This window comes from Bacillus songklensis (assembly GCF_042649685.1).
GTDB classification, from domain to species: Bacteria; Bacillota; Bacilli; order Bacillales; family Bacillaceae_H; genus Bacillus_BA; species Bacillus_BA songklensis.
Map to the genome: position 1 here is coordinate 137,605 of NZ_JBHRZT010000072.1, position 20,901 is coordinate 158,505.

At 39.3% G+C, this 20,901-nt stretch carries 17 protein-coding genes and 3 pseudogenes; 16 read left to right on the forward strand and 4 right to left on the reverse strand.

Annotated elements, in window-relative coordinates:
* Positions 1-127: 127 nt before the first annotated feature.
* The 7 genes and pseudogenes from ACFOU2_RS19505 to ACFOU2_RS19535 all read left to right on the forward strand — a co-directional run bounded on the left by ACFOU2_RS19505 (position 128) and on the right by ACFOU2_RS19535 (position 4,316).
* Positions 128-493: a DUF2294 domain-containing protein gene (locus tag ACFOU2_RS19505; RefSeq protein ID WP_377917982.1), complete on the forward strand. Its 366-nt coding sequence runs from the start codon at positions 128-130 to the stop codon at positions 491-493.
* 153 nt (positions 494-646) lie between these two features.
* Positions 647-1,147 (forward strand): carbonic anhydrase, encoded by a 501-nt coding sequence (locus ACFOU2_RS19510; RefSeq protein ID WP_377917983.1) that lies wholly within the window; start codon positions 647-649, stop codon positions 1,145-1,147.
* 90 nt (positions 1,148-1,237) lie between these two features.
* Positions 1,238-1,345 (forward strand): annotated as a pseudogene (locus tag ACFOU2_RS19515) (DUF1292 domain-containing protein); the annotation flags it as partial.
* Positions 1,346-1,633: 288 nt separating this feature from the next.
* Positions 1,634-2,557 (forward strand): phospholipase D-like domain-containing protein, encoded by a 924-nt coding sequence (locus tag ACFOU2_RS19520; protein ID WP_377917984.1) that lies wholly within the window; start codon positions 1,634-1,636, stop codon positions 2,555-2,557.
* 244 nt (positions 2,558-2,801) lie between these two features.
* Positions 2,802-3,107 (forward strand): annotated as a pseudogene (locus ACFOU2_RS19525) (restriction endonuclease-like protein); the annotation flags it as partial.
* 52 nt (positions 3,108-3,159) lie between these two features.
* Positions 3,160-3,509, forward strand: a pseudogene (locus tag ACFOU2_RS19530) (DEAD/DEAH box helicase family protein); the annotation flags it as partial.
* A 372-nt stretch (positions 3,510-3,881) separates the two neighbouring features.
* Positions 3,882-4,316 carry a Tc toxin subunit A-related protein gene (locus ACFOU2_RS19535; RefSeq protein ID WP_377918669.1) on the forward strand — a complete coding sequence of 145 codons (435 nt, stop codon included), beginning with the start codon at positions 3,882-3,884 and terminating at the stop codon, positions 4,314-4,316.
* Between the two features lie 113 nt (positions 4,317-4,429).
* On the opposite strand, the gene ACFOU2_RS19540 is transcribed toward ACFOU2_RS19535, so the two are convergent.
* Complete coding sequence (locus ACFOU2_RS19540) at positions 4,430-5,422, reverse strand: caspase family protein (RefSeq protein ID WP_377917985.1); 993 nt, start codon at positions 5,420-5,422, stop codon at positions 4,430-4,432.
* 625 nt (positions 5,423-6,047) lie between these two features.
* Between ACFOU2_RS19540 and ACFOU2_RS19545 the strand changes: the two genes are divergently transcribed.
* The 4 genes from ACFOU2_RS19545 to ACFOU2_RS19560 all read left to right on the forward strand — a co-directional run bounded on the left by ACFOU2_RS19545 (position 6,048) and on the right by ACFOU2_RS19560 (position 11,549).
* A complete protein-coding gene (locus ACFOU2_RS19545; RefSeq protein ID WP_377917986.1) occupies positions 6,048-7,541 on the forward strand; it encodes a radical SAM protein in 1,494 nt (497 codons plus the stop codon).
* A 391-nt stretch (positions 7,542-7,932) separates the two neighbouring features.
* A complete protein-coding gene (locus ACFOU2_RS19550) occupies positions 7,933-8,415 on the forward strand; it encodes a hypothetical protein (RefSeq protein ID WP_377917987.1) in 483 nt (160 codons plus the stop codon).
* 26 nt (positions 8,416-8,441) lie between these two features.
* Positions 8,442-10,175 carry a hypothetical protein gene (locus ACFOU2_RS19555; RefSeq protein WP_377917988.1) on the forward strand — a complete coding sequence of 578 codons (1,734 nt, stop codon included), beginning with the start codon at positions 8,442-8,444 and terminating at the stop codon, positions 10,173-10,175.
* A 288-nt stretch (positions 10,176-10,463) separates the two neighbouring features.
* Positions 10,464-11,549, forward strand: coding sequence for a hypothetical protein (locus ACFOU2_RS19560; protein ID WP_377917989.1), 1,086 nt, complete (start codon positions 10,464-10,466; stop codon positions 11,547-11,549).
* Between the two features lie 55 nt (positions 11,550-11,604).
* Here the strand turns inward: ACFOU2_RS19560 and ACFOU2_RS19565 are convergent, their stop codons facing one another.
* Positions 11,605-12,198, reverse strand: a complete 594-nt coding sequence (locus tag ACFOU2_RS19565) for a TetR/AcrR family transcriptional regulator (protein WP_377917990.1) — start codon at positions 12,196-12,198, stop codon at positions 11,605-11,607.
* A 51-nt stretch (positions 12,199-12,249) separates the two neighbouring features.
* A complete protein-coding gene (locus ACFOU2_RS19570; RefSeq protein WP_377917991.1) occupies positions 12,250-13,161 on the reverse strand; it encodes an SDR family NAD(P)-dependent oxidoreductase in 912 nt (303 codons plus the stop codon).
* A gap of 253 nt (positions 13,162-13,414) precedes the next feature.
* On the opposite strand from ACFOU2_RS19570, the gene ggt reads away from it, so the two are divergent.
* From ggt to ACFOU2_RS19595, 5 genes are all read left to right on the forward strand, one after another.
* Entirely contained in the window at positions 13,415-15,103 is a 1,689-nt protein-coding gene (ggt, locus tag ACFOU2_RS19575) for a gamma-glutamyltransferase (RefSeq protein WP_377917992.1), read from the forward strand.
* A 1,018-nt stretch (positions 15,104-16,121) separates the two neighbouring features.
* Entirely contained in the window at positions 16,122-16,757 is a 636-nt protein-coding gene (locus ACFOU2_RS19580) for a hypothetical protein (protein WP_377917993.1), read from the forward strand.
* Between the two features lie 353 nt (positions 16,758-17,110).
* Positions 17,111-17,389 (forward strand): hypothetical protein, encoded by a 279-nt coding sequence (locus ACFOU2_RS19585; RefSeq protein WP_377917994.1) that lies wholly within the window; start codon positions 17,111-17,113, stop codon positions 17,387-17,389.
* Positions 17,390-17,966: 577 nt separating this feature from the next.
* Positions 17,967-19,436 (forward strand): protein adenylyltransferase SelO, encoded by a 1,470-nt coding sequence (locus ACFOU2_RS19590; protein ID WP_377917995.1) that lies wholly within the window; start codon positions 17,967-17,969, stop codon positions 19,434-19,436.
* A gap of 247 nt (positions 19,437-19,683) precedes the next feature.
* Positions 19,684-19,809 carry a hypothetical protein gene (locus tag ACFOU2_RS19595; RefSeq protein WP_377917996.1) on the forward strand — a complete coding sequence of 42 codons (126 nt, stop codon included), beginning with the start codon at positions 19,684-19,686 and terminating at the stop codon, positions 19,807-19,809.
* 226 nt (positions 19,810-20,035) lie between these two features.
* Here the strand turns inward: ACFOU2_RS19595 and ACFOU2_RS19600 are convergent, their stop codons facing one another.
* Positions 20,036-20,884, reverse strand: coding sequence for a LysR family transcriptional regulator (locus ACFOU2_RS19600; RefSeq protein ID WP_377917997.1), 849 nt, complete (start codon positions 20,882-20,884; stop codon positions 20,036-20,038).
* Positions 20,885-20,901 lie beyond the last annotated feature (17 nt).

Below are 20,901 nucleotides of genomic sequence, written 5' to 3' on the forward strand. Positions count from 1 at the left end.
ATGGGACATAGTCTTCCGGAAGAAAATATTCACATGGGCAGAAAATATTGTTTTCCAGAATAATATAGTCAATATTTGTTCATGTGTTTATGTAACTTTTAATAAGGGAAAAGGAAAGGGAATCATTATGGATAAATCAAAAGGAACTCTTGAAGCTGAAATAAGTAAAGCTTTAACTTATTGGGAGAAAACTTATCTTGGACGTGGCCCAGTATCTGTTAAATCAGATATCTTACGGGATATGATTGTTGTTATATTACGTGGTATATTAACTCCTGCTGAATATTCACTATGTAAAGATAAAGAGGGATTGTTGTCAGTAAAAGAGAATCGAAATAGTTTGGTGGAATCAGGTCTAGAAGACTTAAAGGAAATTATATTAACTATAACAGATCAAGAAGTAGTGAGTTTTCACACCGATATTAGCACACACACTGGAGAACGAGTTATGGTCTTTAAGCTTTCAAGTGATTTGCAAAACAAATTATCATAAAAACAATGAGGTACCTTCAAAACATTATAAATTCACTGTACAAATAAAGTTTTGTTGCGCAACCGTTTTCGTTATGAATAAGTTTGTTTGGTAATGAAAGGGTTAAAGGAAATTTATTTGAAGCAAATTCAAATAATTAATGGAGTGAAATTGATGTATATAGATGAAAAGAAAAAAGTGCTATTTGTCATTGGAATGGAGCACAAATTGGAACGTTTAATTAAACAGGCGACCAATGTCAATCCAGAAAATATCATAATCTTACAAAGTTATGAACCAGTAATTTCACAACCTTTCGACGATTTAATGAGGGACATCATTGTTGCTGTTTATCAGGAAAATGTTGAGGAAATATTTGTGGTCGCCACAAAAGATGATCAAAAGAATACAGGGAATATACTTAACAAAATATACGAAAACAAAGGATTACAGGAGAAAATACAGACATTAGATTATCTTTTTAAAAATTGCATGCCAGAATTTCCCGAGGGTAATATCAGTGAATGGTTAGAGGGCAGCGAAACTTTAACTGATGGTGTACAGAATAGTGTCAACGTCATTCGTCATCATCCGTTGATGCCGTCTTATGTAAAGGTCACGGAGTTATTTATCGATAAGGAGAACGAAAAACTATCAGAAATTGACGTTTTCTGAGAAACCATTGCTTTAGATCTAAAAGGGGTAGTACCAGAAAAAACGTTAAGGAATTTTTGGGGATAAACTACCCCATTTTACTACGTTAACTTCTTTTTAAAGGTCGACCATGACGGTGACTTGTCATTTATTGAGAATGACGAGGAATTTGAAAAAGTATCTGATGCCTTTGAGGGAATCATGGATGAGCAAGATTGATATTGATTGCGCACAAGAGAGGGATAAATAAACGCCCTCTCTTTGCGTCTATATGATTGAAAAAATATTTCCAATGTAAGATTGCGATGAGTGATTATAAAAGAAAAAAGGAAAATTGGGAGTGGATGGGATTTTTAGGGTCTTAAGCCGTTAACACATCTTATTATATATATTATTTAAGAGGAAGCCATTGTGGAATGGAGAAATAAAGAAGAGATGAAGCAAAAGAAACAAGGGAATAGAGTGAATGGTCCTATGGGTTAATATATTAGGGGAAGAAATGACAAAGTGATTATTAGTCCTTTTCTAAGTACATATACGATTGAGAGATTAATGGATTCTGTAACGAAAAAAGGTTTGGATTGCACAGTCGTAACATATTTTGAGCGAAAGGCATTCATTGATGGAGCTAGTAACTTAAAAGCTTTAAAAATTCTCATTGAGAATAATGTGACTGTACTGGCTCTTAAAGATTTGCATTCAAAAGTATATGTTTTTGATAATAAAACTTGTATGATTGGATCTGCCAACTTCACTAAAAAAGCTTTAACGCAAAACCACGAGTTATTAATGAATTTAACCGAGTTGAAAGAGGTATCACCAATTATAAAATATACCGATAAATTGATTGATGATATATATGGTATCGGTTATTGGCAAATTACTAGTGAACAAATTGAGGCAGAGCTAAAAGTTAAAAATGCTTATGTTGAAAGTGAAGAAGTACAGACCGTTTTGTCTTATAGCTGGGGTGCAGACTTAAATATCGGTTCTTCGAAGCAGTGGGATTTAAATGAAGTGGTGCTTTCTGTTTCCGTTGGCGGTACACATAAATTGGTGAGTGAATTTTTAATTCATGCACATCCTAACGATCGTAATTATAATCAATTGAAGGATTTAATCTCATTTAGACAAGCTGAAGGCGGGCGAATGGCTGCTGTTTATTATATTGAATCTACTTTTGTTATCGATCTGTTTAATTGGAGGGAGGAATTAGAAGGATTAAATTATTCAGCAAGCGTAAAGGATAGAATCCAAAAGTATATCATTGAACGTAGTGAAGGATTTGGATTTGAAAAGCCTATTACATTTAAATTTTATATCTTATCTTTAGTAGAGGGTTTACCTCATGAGCCTAGACCAAGAACGAATAATGCAGGACCACGTTATTATACGTTAGGTGATTTAGTAAACGGAAAAGAATATGTTTAATTTAAATAAAAGTTTAAAAAGGTGAATGGATTATTTTTCACTAAAAACCCCAGATAGATATATAAACGCAAATCGTATTCTAAGTAAATGGGATTTTTAAGTTACATTTGTTTGTGAAAATAAATGCGTGAAATGGATTAAGCATTTCATGTGACAGTATAGATAAATGAAAGTTTATAAAATTCTATTAGTATGAATTAACAAAATATCTTTTCGATCATAATCTTTAACACCAAACTACTATCTACCTTTATTAAAAGGGGTTCAAGAACTTCCCGAGTTGTTCATGAAATCAAAGGAAGAGCGGGTCATTTGGCGAACACTTCGCAGGTTTACCAAGAAGGTAGAGATTGAGTTGGATCACTCATATTTAGACCATGCTTCTGCCATTAAAAGCTATCAAATTCAAAACGTACGTATAACCATTGACTATGAACGCGGCGTTGTAATCATAGGTAAAGAAGGCAGGCTGAAAGAGATGCCGTTATCTGTAATGGTGAAAAATCCGTCCGCTTTTTTCAAAGAAGTGCTGGAACAGCTTGAAGCATGAGGTGGTTTGTTGTAATAGGAGTTTTAGATTATTCAGGGATTAACTGCTTTACATGCTTCAGCGGGGAGCCAAGCATTGGGCAGATCCAGTCACACCACAGGAGGCCGCTCCTTTTTTCCATCACTATTTAACAGAAACAGAGTATCGAAAGCGCATTGATTTTTCCGAGAAATCATCAAAGCAAATGTGGAACTATGACGAGAAGAAAATCAGCAAGCTAATTGCAGATATGCCGATGACAAAGTGGAGCGGGAGTTCAAAAAGATTGATTAGCTTTGAGGATGGCCAGTTTGTTATTCACCTAGATATTGACGATAATGACCAGGATATTTTTATCAATGGACGAAGGAAATATGTGAGTATCGATTGCATCAGTATTTTGAACGGAAAGCCGGGATGTAAACGAGAAGGGCACCTTTATTTTTCCTGTATTTTAGAGGTAAAGAAGCACTAGCTTAAGACGAGTTAGTGCTTTTATCTATTGAACAATCATCTTTATAATTGGTCATACTGTTACATGTGTTGAAGGGAGCTCGCTAATAGTAGAGGATCTGTGCGTGCACTACCCAAGAGTTGTTAAATAGGTCGATGAAATTCGGGAGGTGACAGGCATTTTTGTTATGGGGACATTTATACGAACATAGCAAGTGCACTTTCAACCAAGGCTTTTATTCTAGCCACAATGGCCAGTTATGAGCGACGCAAGGAAGAGTGGGAGTTTCAAAGGGACCTCTGTCACAGCAAGAAGTTTTAATCAGCACCTAATAAGTAAAAATCTCCGAAGATCATGTACGGGTGGCAGAACGGGAGCAGAGAATCGCAGAAATCCAAAAGGAGAATGCAGAAGCAACTGTTGACTTTCTCACAAATAAGTTTACCAATGTTAAGCTTTATGACTGGATAAGTAGGGTTTTGGAGAGTATTTACAGTTTCTTCTTGCAGCAGGCAACATCTTTGGCGAAATTGGCTGTTAATCAACTCGTTTTTGAGCGACAAGAAATACCTCCAGACCTCATTCAAGATGATTATTGGGGAGCAGTGGATGATGGGGGAACTATTGGTACTGTTCAACGGACAAATCGGTATGGCCTAACAGGATCTGCACGATTACTGAGAGACATACATCAAGTCGACGAGTACGCGTTCGAAACCAATAAACGTAAATTGCAACTGACCAAGACTATTTCACTTTCACGGTTAGTTAAATAACAAAAACCATAAGACTGACTTTTATGGCAGCAACCTTCTTCTAAATTATCTAACATCACCTGTCGGCTTCACACAATACTAAACTATATTTAATAAAGAACTAAAGTTACTAATTATTCAAAAATATTCATCTTTGTTAAAAAATCGGGTCCGTCTAATTGAGGCTCTTGAGCATTATTCGAACTATTTAATACTTCTCCCCTTACTATATCGTATAACTCTTGATAACTAATTCCTTTTTCCATATGTTTAATTAATGCTTTTGTAAAATACCCATTTGTCAGATCGTCAAAAGCTACTTCATTCGCTTTACATCCTGCTAATAATATATGATTTGGTCCTGTGAGGGGATGTTCTGAAACATCTCTGTTGTTAATTTTAATATCACTCATAATTTCCTTTATTTCTTTAATGGTTGGAGTAGGTGGAATAAAACGTTTACTAAGTTTTTTGTGTTCTCTTGTGGCAGTCTCAACAAGTGCTCCATATTCTTGTGCTCTTGTTCCAGTTGCAGAATGACAACTATCAAAAATCACCACAAAATGTACGTCGTGTGCCAATTTTGATAATATTTCTTGAATCTCATCATCTCTTATTAAATTAGACCTGTCACTAAGAGCATCTATCGGTACAATAGCTTCATCCAACATATCATCCTCATCGATTGGTGGCAAATCAGCTGTTTGCGTCCCATGTCCAGCATATGTAAAAACTCCAATATCTCCTGGTTCTAGTTCTCTAACGAGTCGTTCTAATCCATCAAGTATATTTTTACGAGTGGCTACCTCTTCAATTAGTAGTTGTATGTTAGATTGGTTGAAACCAAAATCTTGAACAAGTTTGTGTAAAAGGTCAGAAGCATCATTTATACCACTTAATTCTTTCTCAGTACCTCGATAATTTATCCCTATAATTAACGCTAATTTCTTTTTTGTAGGATTGGCAAATTGCTGGACAGGATTGGCAAATTGCTGGACAGGATTGACAAATTGTTGAACAGGATTGTCAAATTGTTGGGGACAATCAGACCCTGGTATTTCGTTCAAAAGTTCCTCCGTCTTTCTGATTGCCTTCTTTATTTCTTCGTTTATAGACTTGTGGTCCATTTCAATCCTCCCAATCAGTGTTATAAAGTGAACAGAAACTGTAATCAATACAATTTAATCTACTTCAAAAAATCCTCTTACTTAAAAGATAATATATATCAAGATTAATGTTGCTGAAATCCAAAAAAGAACATTAGCTTATTTATATTATCAATTTTATTCAATTCTAAAACTTGTTTCCCCTTCGTTCACGATATTAAGTATTTGTTTTTTTATTTAAATTATACGCATACAAACTCAACGTATCTTAAAAAGAAGTCGTTCGTATAACCGGGGTTATATTTGTGAACCAATACGCATGAGGATTGTAATATTCTTTAATAAATTGCGTTCTTCCATCATCTCCACAAGATTTCGAAAGATAAGATTGATCTTTGATTCCATCTTACCGTTAAAAACTATTTTCTAGCTGACAGTGTTTTTATTTATAAGTCTTCCTCCTGAATCCGTTCCCTTTTGAAGGCGTTTCTGATTTTGAATTGAATTTTTTATGAATAAAGTGGTTAAATTTGTTAAAAATGTAAAAAGCAGTTTGAGTTGGTAGAGGTGAATGGAGAGCAAGACCACTGCTTAAACGTCTATCTATTGTTACCTATTTTATAGGTAAAGGAGGAAGTAATTTGATATGAGAGTAAGTAATTACGTTATAGGAGCACCATTGCAAAATGACAATCACTATATTCTTATGCATGGTTTTACTGGAGCCGTTGATAAAGTATCCTATTCTCTTGGACAGTACCTCGTAGAGCGACGAGGTACTAATTGCCAACCGGAGGATGAGATAATTAGAAGTCTCTCGCAAGAAACTTTATCACATCTAGAGTCACGTGGTTATTTAACGAATATGGACAAAAATGAGGAGCGGTCCGTTATGATACGTATCGCCTCCACACTCCATGAAAATGATTTGCGTACAAGTCCTGCAGGGTTTATGCTAATCCCAACCTTTACGTGTAATCTAAGATGTCCCTATTGTTTTCAATCCCACGAGATGCACGCCGGACGCAAAGAATTTGCAACTGTTATGACGCGAGAACGCGTAGATCAGGCCTTTGCAGCTATGGACCAATTCGCTGGACCTGGCTCTGTTGCTACCGCGTTGGGTTTAATAAACGATTCATTGGATTCACCATTAGAAACCATAAAAATGCCGAAGAGTCCAATCACCCTTTTCGGTGGTGAACCCTTGTCTTCGGTTTCGCTTCCGATTATTCCTTATATCGTGGAGCAGGCCAATCTTCGTGGTAGAACACTCTCAGCCGTTACTAATGGTGTAGAGCTTGATAAATTTGTTGACTTACTTGGTCCTGGGTTGATTGAGGAACTGCAAATTACACTTGACGGTCTAGCAGAACTTCATGATAAACGTCGAGTAGGACCTAAATTCCGTCGTACTTTTGAAACCATTGTCACGAATATAGAGACGGCTCTTCAGCGTGGTGCTCGGGTGTCGGTACGATTAAATATTGATACTACAAATATCGCTGATATTAGTGGTCTTAACGAATATTTCACCAGACTGGGGTGGAATGAGGAACCTGGATTTTCAGCTTATGCAGCTGTCGTCTTTTCTGCCTACAAACGTCCTGAAAATATCAGTCAAGCCGATTTAGTACGATTAACAACAAATTTAAAGGATACCGAGGATTCTCATATTGAAAGTTATGAGCAGTGGGCGAGAAACACCTTAATCAGCTGCTTAAGCGGAGATGGGTATCCATTTAAACGCGTTACTCATTGTGCTGCTGAGACTGGGCTACTTATCTTTGATCCATTAGGAGACGTTTACACTTGCTGGGAGGAAACAGGTCAACGAGAGCGTCGAATCGCAACCTATGGGAAACAGGGCTTACAGTTTATCGATAAGACAGCTGGACAGTGGCTCTCTCGTTTTCCAGGTGCAATTGAGCAATGTTCAGAATGTCCCTATGCTCTAATTCACACCGCCGGATGTGCTAGTCATGCCCGTTCCATCTCGGGAACTATATTTGCGTCCGCCTGCGAATCATTCCAAGAGTTTTTTCCCCAGACTTTGGCACGTGCCTACTTAGATTTTGAGAACGCTTTATTAAATTCAAATACTTTACTAAAGCCGAATACAGAGGACGAAATAGCGTAAAGAGATATACAATTAAGCTCGATGTTTTTCTCGATGTCTTTAATGTAAATAGAATCAGAAATATCTTATAAAATTAACTATTAGGAGCATATCCGACCCCCACCTCATGGATACGTAGGATGAAGGAATGTATGGACCTAATCCGGTGATATATAGAAGGGTTAGCGGCCGTGAGTCGTGTGGAGAATTTACGCATGGTTATAAATATTTTTCTAAATTCTTACAGTTCGGATATTAGGATGACCCCCACCCTATAAATTATTTAAAGAAATTGAATATCCATCAATAATTATCCATGAGTTATGGAGTGTCAACTATTATGCATAAATGAAATTTTGAAAATACGTGAGTATCGAAGGGAAAATTAACTTTATTGAGGGAGGAATTAAAGATGAGTGAAGAAAAGAATGATGGTCATGAACAGACGACAAACACGAAAAAGTCGTGTGAAATCGGATCTGAGCATATTGAATTAAATGAAGTCATTGATGTTATAAAGGCTTTAAACGATAGAGGATTGCTGAAACTCAGTGACGATGATGCTAAAGCAAGAGATGGTTGCACACGCCTGTGCAGTTGTAATCTTCAAATGTGTGGGTGTCACGGCACAGTAAGTAAATTAAGAGATTCTGATACACTAAATTTCGACGAATTCTTGGAGTTGCGTAAGGAGCGTCTCAAGTTTTTAAAACAGGAGCTTCAGGATTTGGAGATACCCGAACGTTTATTAAAGAAAGAGGATGAACCCGATAAGAAAGAATACCGGGAAAATGAGGAAGAATGCGAAGATCATGATGACAAGGAGAAGACGAAGACTGGGAAAACGAGTAAGAAGACTGAAGACCAGGAAGACGAGGATCGATGTGATGATTAATAGATTACTCCTAAGAGGGTGGTTATATGACTGTTTTTTTAGGTCCTGGAGTTCATGATTGGCCTGCGAATGGCCCGCAGGACATAGTCTGGTTATCGACTGCTCCCGTAGTCGGATCTCCAATCTATCCGATATGTTTGGATGTAGCAGAATCAGCCTTGGCGGCTGCACCGAGCTCATTAATTCGAGCAGTATGTGACACATTAGCCCCTACCTGGGATGAGCTTCAACAATTCGGATTAACCACAATGTCTGCCGATGCACCAACCTGGGATGATGTTAAGGACATTGAGTATGACGTCGTGGACTTACAGGCTGTACTCGCGCAATATGTTGGATCACTTGGCCCAGGTTTTGGTGTTATCTTACGCCACCCACAACGTTATGATATTACAGCGACACAATTTGTCTTAAGACTGATACATCAAGCCAAACGTACCGGATTCCATGTGGCTATTGAAGCTCCCTATGCATTGGCACGTGATTCCCACTACCAGCTAATTCTTGAGAATTTTACTCCAGTTCCTATGCAACAGTATAATGAACCATTATTGGATGTTAACGATTTAGCAACACAACTAGTGGCTATTTGTCCACATGGTATCCCTATTTGGGTCCTTGAACGTCTTGGGGTTTCTTTTACTACCAATACATGCGTTGGTCCTGCAGGAGAGCCGTGGGCTTTTCTTTCAGTATCAAATCGCCTAACTGTGCTAAAACATCTTTCATCTGCATACAGACGCGAACTCAGTGCACGGTTATTTGACGAATGGTCTCCAGATGGGTGGGGGTATCTTCGCAGGGCTGGACATGCTATCGCTGCAGCGGATCAAGAACGTATGTTAGCTCATCACATTCCTTATCTTTATGGAATAAAAACAAGCGGACGCTTTTTTCTCTTCAAGCATTATGTTGGACTTTTAAAAAGCTTTGGTACTCAAGACAGGGATTTTTCTCAAATTCTAAGCACGCTTGTTAGCGCAGCTCGCTTAGCGCCCAGGATTGAACTGGAGAGAGGATTTGAAGAGGCGGTAGGGTTTTACGAACAAGCGTTGCAGATTTGTACTGATCCAGTCAAAAGGGTTGAACTAATCTATGAAGTTGCTAATATTTATGCAGGACAGCGCAAGCCTGAGTATTTAGTAAAATCTCGACATTGGTACAAGTTGGGATATGAAGCACTGTCTAATATTCTTAATTTGGAAGATAGAGTACGTTCTGAAATTCAATTAGCGAATGGATTAGCCTTAGTGGAGTATCATGAACATCATAATGGTAAAGCTCTTAGGCTTGAACTCCATGCGCAGTCTCTAGCTGGACGGGTGGCAAGACAATTTCCAAATGTTGAGCGGTGGGCAACGCCATTATTAAATTTCAATATGGCTAAGTTGCTAGAGAAGCGATTTTCTGACATCCCCTCTGCAATGAAGTTACTTGAAAAGAATGTTGCTCTCGACGATTACATATCTAGGGAAAGAGCTCTTGCGGAGTTGGCTCGTCTCTACTTTACTCAGGGCGAGTACCGAAGAGTGGTTGATCTTTTAACTAATGTGTTTGAAAAAGGGGTATCTATATATCTTACCCCTAAGGAAGAGTTTATGGGAAGGTCAATTTTAACTGTTTCACTACTAGTTATCGGAGATACTAATCGATTACGGTATCATTTGCATAATTTGAATCGTTTAGCAGATACCTTAAATTCATCGAAAGCGGAAGAAATTGTAGATAAAATACGTAAGGCTTATCAAAGCATTGCATAGTGGTTAAAACAGTATTTTCACATATTAAAATAACAAGTACCGAGATGGATTAGCAAATAACACATTTAGATAGAAGAAGGGGGCAAAGGGCAGTTATAACAAACTGCCCCTAATTCTTAAATCTTAGATTTAATTATAATAACGTTTTGTGATTCAATAGAATAAAATGGTCACATTTTTGGTCGCATTTTGGTCACAAATGAGATGTTTTTTATTTAATTGGATAAATTTAAATGGAAATTACAAGTTATAAAAATACATTAAAATGCCTCAGCTCTTTGGTCAAGGATGATTGATGCTGTCCAATCAGTTAACCAGAATGCTGGAACACTTACTTTAGAAGATGTCCCTAAAGACATCTGCAGAGCTTTCAATACTAGGCAAAATCCTCACTGGATTTCCGATGTTAAAAAGCTAAAAGATCATAGTGATTATATCATTAACGGTATCAGGTCAAATATTGGTGGGGTGCACATTAAGCGCTCTAACTCTTTCGAACAACTATTAGAGATTAGCGAAGGAGCCGAGTTTGTTTTCCTTTCGGGAGGACGTGGATATGGAAAGTCCAGTCTTTTACGAGAGTTTGCCGAATATATGAAAGACCATGCCCCTATTTTTTGTCTCCGCACAGAGGATCTTGACAAGGCTCATCTTGATAATGTATTTTCGACAATTGGATTAACAAGCTCACTTAGCGAACTTGAGGCAGGGTTTGCTTTGATGCCTAAAAAGTATCTGTTGATAGAGTCACTTGAGAAACTTCTTGAATTGCAAAATTCTGCTGCATTTACAGGTTTGATTCAGTTTGTCCGGAGGCATCTGGGGTGGACAATTATTGCCAGTGGTCTTGATTATGCTTACCAGCAAATATTGTTCAATTTCCTTCAGCCAACTGGCGTTCATTGTTCCACGCTTGTAATAAGAGGGTTCGCCGATGAGGAGATACAATATCTTTGTGAGAAACTTGAATCTTTAAAACTATTATTAACCAATGATTCGATAAAACCGTTGCTTAAGAATCCCTTTTTTGCAGACTTAGCATATAGAGTTGTAGAAACAGGGACTCAGTTTTCAAGTAGCGATGGTGAAAGGGAATTCCGAATAGCAGTTTGGAGAGATGTAATTTCTAGGGAGCAGATGCGAATGGAAGGTATGCCGTTGAAGCGAAAACAAGCCTTTATTGATATTGAATGGTATATGGGGTACCAGAAACTTAATAGCTCTTGTTTAATCAAGTTCTCCATTTTGCTAAAGCTTCATGAGGTTACCATAACAGTAAAAAATAGGGTGAATGAACAAAATGCCATATTTCTTGCTGCATCTCAAATGAGCTTACTCCTATTTTCCTGGCAGTTCAGACCAATATCCGAGTGATAAATATATACTTATTTACAAAATCAAGCAGCCGATAAAGATAAAAATGCTTTATCTATTCCCTTAATAGTCTCATTAAAAAATCTACATTTAGAACTTGATTATTCTCCTCTATTCCATTTGGGAGTAACATTAAACCGGAAACGACTGAGAAGTAGAGCATCAACAGTTCAGCCGGGTCGCCATTACAAAATTCTCCAATCTCCTGTCCCTTTTTAAAGAGGGGAATCATTTGCTCAATTAAAGAAAGGATTGGATATTGTTGCACAATTTCTTTTGCCTTGTCTGGGATTTCATCAGAAGTTTGGACTTGTTGTATGAGCATAAACGAGTATCTATTGTTTGGATCAAGCATTTTTTTGGTTAGTTCTTTGATTTTTTCTGACGGGGAACCTTGCATTTTTCCCACTGAAGCAAATGCCTCAGCTGTTTCTTTCATCGCATCCTTGACAAGTTCAATAAAAAGTTCATCCTTTGAACGGTAATATCGATAGGAAAGTCCCTGGCTAATGTTTGCTTCCCTGGCTATCATGCTCATTTTCGCGCCAATGAGTCCGCGGCGCGAAAATACTTTTAGAGCCGCTTTCTTTATTTGTTCTCTTCGTTCATCACGGATCTGTTCCAGCTGGTCATCATTTAATGGAGTCATCTTCTTCACCCTTTTCTGTAAGTATTTTTGTTTCAAACTAATTTTTAAAGATTAATTGATCGATAACTGAACTTGTTCCTCACTAATTTTCCAAAGTTTCCTTGCTAATTCTTTGTCAGTTGCCGCTTCTGCTGGTGCCTTCAACTGTCTATCAGCGCAATATTGGCCGTTAAGATTGGAGACATCCTTTAATTCCGCAAGCCATACCAGTGTATCTGCCCCCTCCTCCGGGGTACGGGAAAAAAGCTTCATTACAGCCATTGTTGCTTTGGCCATCATTCCATTATTTTGATTAAAATTTGTCGCAACGAGTCCCGGATCGAAACAATGAACGGTGACATTCGATCCTTCTAGACGACGCGCCAATTCAGATGTAAATAAGATATTGGCGAGCTTCGTTTGTGCATAACGGATGGTTGGACCGCCTATCAACCTTTTAACACCTCTATAGAGATGCTCCGCATTAGCATGATCAAACTCAAGACCTTTTTTCACCATTTTATGACCATGTGAAGCGGTATTGATAACCCGAGCGGATTCACTTTCCTTTAGACGATCTAGAAGCAGTAAAGTGAGAAGAAATGGTGCCAGGTGGTTCACCGCCCAGGTCATTTCAACTCCTTCCTCTGTTTCCTGAAAGGTGTCGAATAGGGCGCCTGCGTTATTAACTAAAACATCAATCCTTGGGCACTGTTCAAGAATTTGTGCAGCGACCTGACGGATAGATCTTTGGGAGGAAAGATCAGCAATAAATATATCCACCTTAATCGGTTTGCTTGTTTGCATTTTTAATAGGGCTGCAATTTCTTCTGCTTTAGCGAGATTCCTGGCAATGATCCCTAGATTTGCGCCGCGTGCTGCGATTGCCTTTGCCGCTGCAAGGCCAATACCACTTGTTGCACCTGTAATCAGTACATATTTGTCCTGCAGGTTCCATTCTTTTTTTGTTGTATGATCAGTCATTTTTTCAGCTCTCCTTTGATGAATGAATTGTTCATTCATTTTAAAATCAATATATGCACGATTTCAGAAATTGTAACCATAAAGTATGAAGTTGACCCTCCATACAGAACTGGCAACAGGCAGAAGCTATTAGAGTGGAAGAAAGCAAGATCCTTCCTCTTTTTCAAACAGTTTTATTTAAGCTGGCAAGGGGTAATGGACAAGTACTCAAATTCATGCGTTTATCCACGATTTTGTTATGGAGGTGTCAGTTATGACGAAAGGAAAAATATTTACTCGTTCAAACAGGAGTTTATATGATAGAGAAACAGCCGTAGGAAAAACCGGGATGGTTGTAAGTGCGCATCCCGTAGCTACGGAGGCGGGAGAAAAAATCTTGAGGGAAGGCGGAAATGCGATCGATGCGGCGATAGCCGTACAATTTGGATTGAATGTTGGAGAACCGATGATGACGGGCATTGGCGGAAGCGGTTTTTTTATGGTCTATCATAATGAAAGTAAAACAGTGAAGATTTTTGATGGACATTCCCAGGCCCCTGAAGCTGCCTATCCCGAAATGTTCCTTGATGCTAAAGGGGAAATCATTCCATTCCGCAAAAGATCAACCCATGGTACCGCCGTTGGCATTCCGGGCATATTGAAAGCGATGGATGCTGCTTTAAAAGAGTATGGAACGAAGCCTCTTGCTGATTTGATTGAGCCAGCTGCAAGAGCGGCAGAAAAGGGAGTAGAGATCAATTGGGTATTTGGGGATATTTTAAAGACATTTGAATACAGGCTTGGTGACCATGCAAGAGAGTTATTTTTGCCAAATGGTAAACCGGTAACGGAAGGGGGTTTCGTCCGCCAAAAAGATCTGGCGAGGACATTTCGTATCCTGCAGGAGCAGGGTGTCGAAGCTTTCTATGAGGGGGAAATTGCAGAGGCCATCATTTCTACCATAAAAGAACATGGTGGATTTATGGAATTAGACGATTTGAAAAATTATCAGATTACGATTGATGAGCCGGTGTGGGGAAGCTATAGAGGCCATAAAATTGCCTCATCCAACATGCCGAGTGCCGGCGGAACGACTGTAATGCAAATCCTGAAAATATTAGAAGGGTTTGACTTATCCCAATACACACCAAAATCCTGGGGAAAGTATTATCTGTTTGTTGAAGCCATGCGTCTCGCTTTTTCCGATAAAATCGCTTTTGCAGGCGATCCTCGTTTCGATGAAATCCCCACAAAAGGATTACTAAATGAAGAGTATTTGAAAAACAGGAGGGGGCTTATCAACTGGGAGAACAGGAATGGCGCCATAGACTTTGGAAACCCGTGGATATATGATACAGCAAGAGAAAAGAAGGTTGTGCGCCAGCCATATGAACCAGAGAGGGAACTTAGTGAAACAACTCATTTTACTGTCATTGATCGCTGGGGCAATATTGTTGCATGTACGTCAACGGTTGAGCATCCTTTCGGGACGGGAATTATGGTAAAAGATCACGGTTTCCTGCTAAATAATGAACTGACTGATTTTGATGTGATTCCGGGTGGACTAAATGAAGTACAGCCGAACAAGCGGCCGGTCAGCTGCAAAAGTCCAACCATTATCTTTAAGGACGATGAACCTGTTCTTACGCTTGGTTCTCCGGGAGGACCCACGATCGTTGGATCAGTGTTCCAAACAATCGTGAATGTGATTGATTTTGGCATGGATATAAAGGAAGCGATTGAAGAGCCCCGGATATTTTGCAGTACCAGCCCGCTCATTGGCTGGGAAGCAGGGATGGATATGAACAGCAAAGGAACGTTGGAGGCAATGGGCTTTGAGTTCGGGGATCAACCTTTCCCTATAGGTAACGTGCAAGCGATCCAAATTGATAGAGAAAAAAAATGCCTATTCGGAGCAGCCGACTCCAGCCGGGAAGGAAAAGCTTCCGGATTGAATGAGTAAGGATATGCTTTTAGAAGCTTCTCATCTTTTTTTATCCATCAATATTACCACTTATATAATACGTGATGACTGGTTGTCTGTTAGTGAAATAGAGTATTGGAGGGTCAGTCAGTTATAGTTGACTGACCTTGCAATTATTCCTCTTTGAAGCAGACTATTTGAAGAATGTATGAAGATATTTTTAAAAAGGAATGATTCCTTAAAATGGGGAGAAGGAAATTTGTTGATAAACATTTCCGTCTCCTTTTTTTATAGAATTTTCAGAAATTCAAGAACTAACAAGAGGTTAAATAAAAACCTCAGATGAAGAAGAAGAGAAACAGCTTCGAAAGGAAATTACTCAATTGAGTGATGAGGAGGGGATTCGCATTATGCAAATCACTACATCTTGGCATAATAAAGGGAGAGAAGAAGGAAGAAAAGAAGGATTGTTTGAAGGCGAAAAAATGGCGATGATTTAAGTTGCCCGTGATATGCTGAAAAGAGGTTTTGATCTTAAGACCATCTCCAATATTACGAAATTAACGCAAAAAGAAATCGAGCAGCTTCGGAATTAAAGTACAAGGGTATTAGCTTATAACTATTCAAAAGCACTAACTATATAAATCCATTTTTATTTTTCGACATCAGCTTTTGCTTTTTAAGCTACTTACCGTTTTTCTGTCTTTACATCTTGAATAGGCTGAAAAGGTTTTCGTATAAGCATTTGCCAAGAGACCGTAAGGTTGTTTGGCAAATGCTTATGCGTTGAAAATCTGACATGGCTGCTTTTTGCCATGTCGGATTTTCAATGTGGATTTATATATATACGAGTTGGTGCTTTTTTCTTGTATTGTTGGAAGAACAGTTAAATCACTTGAAATCTATACATATCTCTGAATGATTGCTGATTGTTGAGGCAATGATGATAGTGAGAAAAGCAGAATATCAGAAGAAGTTAGTTGAGTGATTATTTGAGATAATGAGGGATAAGAAATAGACTGGAAGTACCGTAGTAAACCAGAAGGAGAGCAGGAAAATGAAACAAGAGTTATCAATACAAGAGCTGTGTAAAGGTTTAGAGAAAGAAGAACTTATACAATTAGTCACACATTTATCTGACCAATATGCAGATATAGATATGGCGATTATGGAGTGGTATGCGCTGCGTAAAGGGTTGAATAAAACATCCCCTTTGCCTAACAAGCTCCTTTGGGAATATTGGGAGAGAGCAGAAGAGATTATTAGCAATTTTAACGATTACGGCGGGGGACCGGAGCATCTGGAATATGAGGCGGATGAATATTTAGAGAAAATAAGAGAGCTTTTGCTGCAATCCCCGCTGTCTCCCGAAGAAAAAAGGTCAATGATGAACCGGGCCTTTAAGCAATATGCAATCGGCAATTCGGGATTTGATGATGCTTTAATCGATTTTATATATGACATGTGTGACTCGGATTCAGACTGGAAGCATGTTATAAAGCTGCTCCAGAAAGAACCAAGCTTTTGGAATGAAAAGCTCATTATGGGAATTTACAAAAATAAGTTGCACAATGATGAGGCTTATTTGGAGCGTCGGCTTCAGTCTTTGGAATATGGCATGGACTACTGGGATTTAGTGGAACATTACGTATCAAAGCGCAATATGAGTGAAGCGATGGCTGTTGCTCAATAAAGGCAATTATACGGCTATATGGAGCCAAATTGGGATAGCTTTGCGGATAAGCTTGCGAAAAGGTATCCAAGACAAATTATTGAATACTATTGGAATAAAGGCTGCTCTTTCATAGCGGGCGGTTCCTGTAAATCGTATAAAGAAACAGCCAAATGCTTACAAAAAGCAAGAAACATTTATCAAAATTTCTTAAAAGAAAACGATGTGTGGCAAAGTCGTTTAGCAGCAATAAAAATGCAATATAAAAATAAACGAGCATTTTTGAATGAGATAAGGGTTGTTGAAAATTAATATTGAGTGCCTGTCATTTCCCAATTCGAGTGATGACAGGCATTTTTAGCAAGAAGGTTGTTTTGGAACCTGAAAAGAAGCGTTTGTGGAAAGAAGAGAAGTTAGCTTTATCAAGACGACTTGCCGGAAGTGCTAAGCTTTTTAGTCCAGAAAGTGTTGAAGAGGCAATCCGAATCGCAAATCGTGAGTATGATCAGGAGGAAGAAGCATACTCAAAAAGATGCTTAGCCAAATTTGAAAAATACATTTCATACAGAATGGTACAAGGGAGCGGTCCTAAAGGGGACCGCCCTTTTTCTGAATTGGCCATTATGTTAAATCCTATTAACTCAAGGGGTTAGGAAATGAACATGGACATGGACATGGCAATTTGATACATCATATTTCTTCTTGCCCCGGTAAGGTTCCTGCTTCCCGATGTCCATCTGATAAACTGCCCTGCAACATTTGTGCCTGTAGATTGTCCTTAATATTACAGTCGATAATGTTGAAGGGGTAATACTATTAACCGACCTGATGTTGAATGTTGAACGGGCAACATAGGATCAAGTTCGAAAGACAGCATTATCCTCACTTTTTTGTATCCAACTGATTGACTCAAATCCAATCATTCCACATTATCTGGAATGTTGAAGCGCACGGTTAAGAATATAGGAGTAATGGCGGTGGAGATTCGCTTTCATATTTTGAGCCTTAACGTCTCTGATTTCAGTACACACCTAAAAAATGGTTAAAGGGTGCCATCTTTGTGTGGAAAGGGTATAATAAATTGGCAGAAGTAGACATTAAAAAGGGACTGCCTTGTGTCGGTGCGGAAAGTAGATAACTAAAAAAATCATAGAATCCCTGTGATTTTTGTTTGATGCAAAAGAAAAAACTAGGATACAGAAAGACAAAAGGAGAAAAGGAGGAGATATGATGACAAAAGAAATAAAGGAACCTGGATGGAACTTTGACAACAGCTATGCCCGTCTGCCGAAGGTATTTTTTACCGCTCAAAACCCACACCCTGTACGCTCACCGGAGCTGATCATTCTCAATGATCCGCTGGCAGCATCCCTGGGGTTGAACGTCGAGGCACTCCGAAGCGAAGAAGGCGCAGCGGTGTTTGCGGGCAACCGGATTCCTGAAGGGGCAGAGCCTCTTGCCCAAGCCTACGCGGGGCATCAATTCGGGCATTTTACGATGTTAGGAGACGGCCGGGCTGTGCTGCTTGGCGAACAGATCACCCCTTCAGGTGAACGGTTTGATATTCAACTTAAGGGTCCAGGCAGAACGCCATACTCCCGCGGAGGCGATGGCCGGGCGGCACTTGGACCGATGCTGCGCGAATACATCATCAGCGAAGGCATGCATGGGCTTGGCATTCCTACCACCCGCAGTCTGGCAGTGGTGACAACCGGTGAGTCAGTCATCCGCGAAACCGTTCTGCCTGGTGCCATTTTGACCCGCGTGGCTGCAAGTCATCTGCGCGTCGGCACCTTTCAATACGCTGCAAACTGGGGCACAATTGAGGATCTCCGGACTCTGGCTGACTATGCCCTAAAGCGCCATTTTCCAGACGTTGAAGGGGATGAGAACCGATATCTTTCGCTCCTTAAGGAAGTGATTAAGCGCCAGGCCGCGCTCATTGCCAAATGGCAGCTGGTTGGCTTTATCCACGGGGTGATGAACACCGATAACATGACCATTAGCGGAGAAACGATTGATTATGGTCCTTGTGCCTTCATGGATACCTATGACCCGGCAACGGTATTCAGTTCCATTGACACTCAAGGCCGCTATGCCTATGGCAATCAGCCGATTATTGGCGGGTGGAATCTTGCGCGATTTGCTGAAGCTCTATTGCCGCTGCTGCATGAAGATCAAGATAAGGCCATCGAAATTGCCGAGGATGCGATTTCTGATTTTACTACGTTATTTCAGTCTAATTATCTCGCGGGAATGAGAGCAAAACTGGGAATATTTAATGAAGAGACACAGGATGTATCTCTTATTAAAGATCTCCATGATATGATGCAGAAGTATCGTGCCGACTATACCAATACCTTCCGCGCATTAACTTTTGATAAACCGGAGGATACGGTTCTGTTTGGGACTCCGGAATTTACGAAGTGGAATGAGGAGTGGCAGGCAAGACTAAGCAGGCAGGAGCAATCAAAAGACTCCTCAAGTGAGTTGATGCGAAACAGCAATCCTGCGGTCATCCCTCGGAACCATCGGGTAGAAGAAGCACTGGAAGCCGCGGTGGAACAGGGAGACTACAGCGTGATGGAGCGTCTTCTTAGTGTTCTTTCAAATCCTTACGCGCACTCTCCGGAGCAGGAGGAGTACACTGCATTGCCTGAGCCGTCAAGCTGTCCTTACCGCACTTATTGCGGTACATGATATAGAAGTATGAGGGATGGTTCTTTCTGCTTTTCTCAAACAACTTGCCGTCTTGTCATGGTTTACTATTCGTACAAGATAATGCTACCCCTTTATTTGAGGTAGCATTATTTTAGTTTATGATTTCTTTCTATAAGTTACAGGAATAAAGCGACCTCTCTTTGAACCATTTCTTGCCAAGATTGAGGAACAACAGATCACATTCACGGCAGCCAAGGCCAAAAGTGAAATCAAGGATTTAAACACAGTGGATGCACTAGCTTCCAGGTTATCGATGGTCTCGCAATTGAAAGCAAAGGAAGCGGCAGCGATTGAGGAGGAAGTTAGAAACCGTGAAGCCGCGATCCCAAAAGTTTTTATTACCTTTTCATAATCGGAAACAACTCAGGACATTGAGGCGGGGGATCTGTCGGTGGACATTCGATAAGTTCGGGCGACAAGTCTTCACGCACTTCACAAAATTCAGCATCTAATTCTAATTTAACAATTGCAGTGGTCTGCACATCAATACAGAGAACAATGGAAGCATCATGAACCAGACATTATTCTTCTCACAGTAAGATAGCAGCGAGAAGAAAAGTAAACGAAATATATTTTTTTCAATACTTTTCTTCTAGTAGAAACTTGATAAAACTGTTCAGACCTTTGGGCTGTTGATTCTTATTTTTTATGACAAAGTCTATTTGGACAGGCTCTGGAAGTTCTGATATCTTGTATTCATTTTGATACTTCTGAAGTTTTGCAACATCAGAAGGTACTAAACTGACACCAAGTCCATCACTAACAGATTGTAAAATAGCCTCAAGTGAATCAAACTCAATGATACGTAAATGGTTGCAAGAATTCTTTTTTGATAAATGAATAAGCGTTTTTCTATAAATGCAATTAGGATTGCTATTTACAAGTAACGTTTGTTCATACTCCATCTTATCCGGATGATTCTTTGGTGAAATAAGGCTTACTTTTTCTGGAATTGTGTAAACTGTTTTTAATTCGCTATAATCAAATGGTTCGGTGACAAAGGCGCCATCAATTTCTCCATAAACAACCTGTTCCAGCAGCATACTAGTTGTATCTGTTCTCACTTTCACATTAATTTGATGATGAACACTAAGGAAAGATGACAATATTCTAGGGACCTTTAGGGCAGAGATCGTTTGTGTGGCACCAATTACTAGACGTTCCTGCCATTTATCGGGATTGATTTTTATTTTTGCTTCATCCATTAACTGGAGAATCCGGTTAGCATAATCGAGTAAAATTTCCCCATCGCGAGTCAACGTTACTCCTCTATTATTTCGCTTAAATAATCTAACTCCTAATTCTTCCTCTAAATTTTTAATTCTTTGACTGATATTTGGTTGTACATATCCTAGTTTCTCAGCAGTTTTAGAGATAGAACGCAATACAGCAACATGTTTAAAGATGAATAAATCATGAGACTCCATAAGGTTCAATAGCCTCC